The organism is Geothermobacter hydrogeniphilus (assembly GCF_002093115.1).
Classification (GTDB): Bacteria; Desulfobacterota; Desulfuromonadia; order Desulfuromonadales; family Geothermobacteraceae; genus Geothermobacter_A; species Geothermobacter_A hydrogeniphilus.
In genome coordinates this window covers 1-3,133 of sequence record NZ_NAAD01000051.1, presented here as the reverse complement: position 1 = coordinate 3,133, position 3,133 = coordinate 1, and the positions used below count along the sequence as shown (strand labels likewise).

Annotated in this window: 4 protein-coding genes; 2 read left to right on the top strand and 2 right to left on the bottom strand. The window is 59.4% G+C overall.

Annotated elements, in window-relative coordinates; all coding sequences use genetic code 11:
* Window positions 1–245: 245 nt before the first annotated feature.
* Window positions 246–680 carry a hypothetical protein gene (locus B5V00_RS16735; RefSeq protein WP_085011948.1) on the top strand — a complete coding sequence of 145 codons (435 nt, stop codon included), beginning with the start codon at window positions 246–248 and terminating at the stop codon, window positions 678–680.
* A 6-nt stretch (window positions 681–686) separates the two neighbouring features.
* On the opposite strand, the gene B5V00_RS16730 is transcribed toward B5V00_RS16735, so the two are convergent.
* Window positions 687–1,082, bottom strand: a complete 396-nt coding sequence (locus B5V00_RS16730; protein WP_085011947.1) for a response regulator — start codon at window positions 1,080–1,082, stop codon at window positions 687–689.
* A gap of 169 nt (window positions 1,083–1,251) precedes the next feature.
* Window positions 1,252–1,722 (bottom strand): Lrp/AsnC family transcriptional regulator, encoded by a 471-nt coding sequence (locus B5V00_RS16725; RefSeq protein WP_085011946.1) that lies wholly within the window; start codon window positions 1,720–1,722, stop codon window positions 1,252–1,254.
* A gap of 216 nt (window positions 1,723–1,938) precedes the next feature.
* Here B5V00_RS16725 and ald point away from each other — a divergent pair, with 216 nt between their 5' ends.
* On the top strand, window positions 1,939–3,051 hold the full coding sequence (gene ald / locus B5V00_RS16720; protein WP_085011945.1) for an alanine dehydrogenase: 1,113 nt from the start codon (window positions 1,939–1,941) through the stop codon (window positions 3,049–3,051).
* Window positions 3,052–3,133: the final 82 nt, after the last annotated feature.

Below are 3,133 nucleotides of genomic sequence, written 5' to 3'. Positions count from 1 at the left end.
GATACGCACCCGTCTGCGGCGTTGCACTCAGCCTTCAATCCTCGATGTAGCTGCCACTACACCTGCGGTTTCAGTCTTCGCGCGCCTTGCATCTGCACGAATCTCGACCGCCTCGAACCGTTTGTGCCAGGAGGGTGGGGGAAACATCTCCCATCTCTCATCTCCCATCTCCCACATCTCTGCTTGACAGCCCGGCGCCGCAGGCGTAGAAATGTCGTCTTTGCTTGCTTGAACCGGGAGATTTTATGAGTCAGAAAATGCCGACGACGGGTGGCCCCATCGAGTCGAACTGCAGCCGCTGTGAAGGGGTGACCAATCACATCGTGGTTGCCATGGTGGGAGAAAAAGTTGTTCGTGTGGAATGCAACTGCTGCGGAACCACTCACGCCTTCCGGGCGCCGAAACAGCCGAAGGCGACAACTCCGCGCAAAGCCGCCGCTCCGCGAAAAACGGCGGCGAAGAAGGCGGCGAAGGATGAAGTTGCCTGGCAGCAGGAGGTGGCGGTTCTCGATCCCGGCAAGGCGGTCGTTTATGCCATGGATGCGGTCCTCGGCAAAGGACAGCTGGTTTCCCATCCCACATTCGGTCTTGGGTTGGTGACCGAGATTATTGTACCCAACAAGGCGCAGATTCTGTTTGAATCGGGACGCAAGCTGTTGCGTTGCGCGCTTTCGAGCTGATTGCGTTCAGGGGCTTCTCTGTAACGACGAAAAAACCATCTTCAGCACGGTTTTCTGCCGTGCCTCATGCTTGTTGAGGACCGCCAGACAGACCCCCATGGGGAAAATCTGGTGCAGATCCTCGGCGTCCCTTGCCGACAGGATGATGATCCGGCTTTTGTCGATGCCGCGGGCGGTGGCGTAGGCCAGCAGCTTGCTGCCGTCCATGCCGGGCATCTCCAGGTCGAGCAGCAGCAGGTCGATACTTTCATCGATCGCCTTGAGCCCCTGCACCGGGTTGTCGCAGGTCGTGACCTCCAGGCCGGGAAAATCTTCCCGGATATTTTTTTCCAGGGTTTTCAGAAACAGTCGGTCATCATCGATGATCAGCACCCGGTGAAGGTTGTTGTCCGCGACACTCATGCCGTCCCTCCTGGAGTAATCCTGAATCAGTGAGCACCTTGTCGGCGGATAGCACAAGTCATTGACCTGCCTGAACTTTCCAAAAATCACCAGCGAACCTGTGGGTGCGCTTCAGATTTTTGGAAATCTCATTCAGGCCAAGCACTTGCACTCTCCATCCAACAGGAACTCACTGATTCAGGGTATTCAGCGGGATTTCCGTGGTGCGGCGCACGGTGCGCAGGGCAAAGGAAGTCTGTACCCGCAGCACGCCGGGCAGCGCCGTCAGTTTTTCATGGACCCGGACGTAGTCGGCGTTATCCCGGACCCGAACCTGCAGCAGGTAATCGCAGTCACCCGACAGCAGATAGCATTCCATGATCTCGGAGACGTTCTGCACCGCGGCTTCAAAAGCGGCAAGTTTTTCCGCCTGCTGACCGTCGAGGGTGACCTGGACGAAGACGCTGCTCGGCTTGCCGACTGCCGCCGGGTTGACCAGCATCACGTAGCGGTCAATGACGCCGTTTTCTTCCAGCAGTTTGACCCGGCGCAGGCAGGCCGATTCGGACAGGCCGACCTGCTCGGCCAACTGGACGTTGGAGAGGCGGCCGTTGCGTTGCAGGGCCGAGAGTATGGAGTGATCTATCAGGTCAAGGTCCATATTTAGAAGAAAACTCCAAATTAAATAGTGTTTGTAGAATTATCCTTCATTTCGTCTCGTTTGTGCAACTGTAAATGCAAGAACATGTCGAAGAAATCCTGATAGAATTTAACCTGAGTCAGTGAGTCCCTTATCGGCGGATAGTGCCAGTGGATTCAGGTCAACAGGAATATTCGGCATTTTTTGCCGACAACAGCTCACGTCCGGGAGGCAGATATGATCATCGGGGTATTGAAGGAAATCAAGGCGAACGAAAACCGGGTCTGCATGACCCCGTCCGGGGTGGAAATGCTGCACCAGTCCGGTCATCAGGTGTTGGTCGAACAGGGGGCCGGTGAGGCTTCGGGATTCAGCGACGCCGACTATGCGGCCGAAGGGGCCGAGATTGTCGCCACCGCGGGCGAGGTTTATGCGCGCGGTGAGATGGTGATGCACGTCAAGGAGCCGCAGCCCTCCGAGTATCAGCTGATTCGTTCCGGCCAGATTGTCTTCACCTATTTTCATTTTGCCGCTGACGAGCAGCTGACCCGGGCGATGATCGAGCGCGAGGCGGTCTGTATCGCCTACGAGACCATCGAAGGGCCTCGCGGCGGCCTGCCGCTGCTGACGCCGATGAGTGAGGTCGCCGGACGGATGGCGGCCCAGCAGGCGGCCAAGTATGTTGAGCGGGCCCAGGGCGGACGCGGCATTCTGCTCGGTGGCGTCCCCGGCGTGCAGCCGGCGACGGTGTTGGTGCTCGGCGGCGGGGTGGTCGGCACCCACGCGGCGCAGATGGCCTGCGGTCTCGGTGCCAAGGTCTACCTGCTCGACACCAATCTCGACCGTCTGCGTCATCTCTCGGAGATTATGCCGAAAAACTGCATCCCGCTGATGTCGTCGCCGGCCACCATCCGGGAGCTGGCCCCGCGCGCCGACGTGGTGATCGGTGCGGTGCTGGTCCATGGCGCCAAGGCACCGAAACTGATCACCCGCGCGACCCTCAAGACGATGAAAAAGGGTGCGGTGCTGGTTGATGTCGCCATCGACCAGGGCGGCTGCTTCGAAACCTCGCATCCAACCACCCACCAGGAACCGACCTTCGTCGTCGACGGCATCCTCCACTATTGTGTCGCCAACATGCCGGGCGCGGTGCCGCTGACCTCGACCCTGGCGCTGACCAATGCCACTCTCACCTACGCCGGCGTCATTGCCGATAAAGGCTGGCAGACCGCGGCGCGCGACGACGCCGGTATCCGCTCGGGACTCAACATTGTCAACGGCAAGGTGGTCTATCCCGGTGTCGCCGAGGCGTTCGGGATGGAGTTGGTCGGCGTCGAAGCAGTATTGTGAGAGGTGCGTGGGCGGCCGATATCCGCCCATCTGCTGCGTTGCTCCCGCGCCTCGTCATTCCGACGTAGCTGCCGCTACGCCT

Coding starts and splice junctions, on each gene's coding strand:
- B5V00_RS16730 (WP_085011947.1), bottom strand. CDS start 1,082: ATGAGTGTCGCGGACAACAACCTTCACCGGGTGCTGATCATCGATGAT.
- ald (WP_085011945.1), top strand. CDS start 1,939: ATGATCATCGGGGTATTGAAGGAAATCAAGGCGAACGAAAACCGGGTC.
- B5V00_RS16725 (WP_085011946.1), bottom strand. CDS start 1,722: ATGGACCTTGACCTGATAGATCACTCCATACTCTCGGCCCTGCAACGC.
- B5V00_RS16735 (WP_085011948.1), top strand. CDS start 246: ATGAGTCAGAAAATGCCGACGACGGGTGGCCCCATCGAGTCGAACTGC.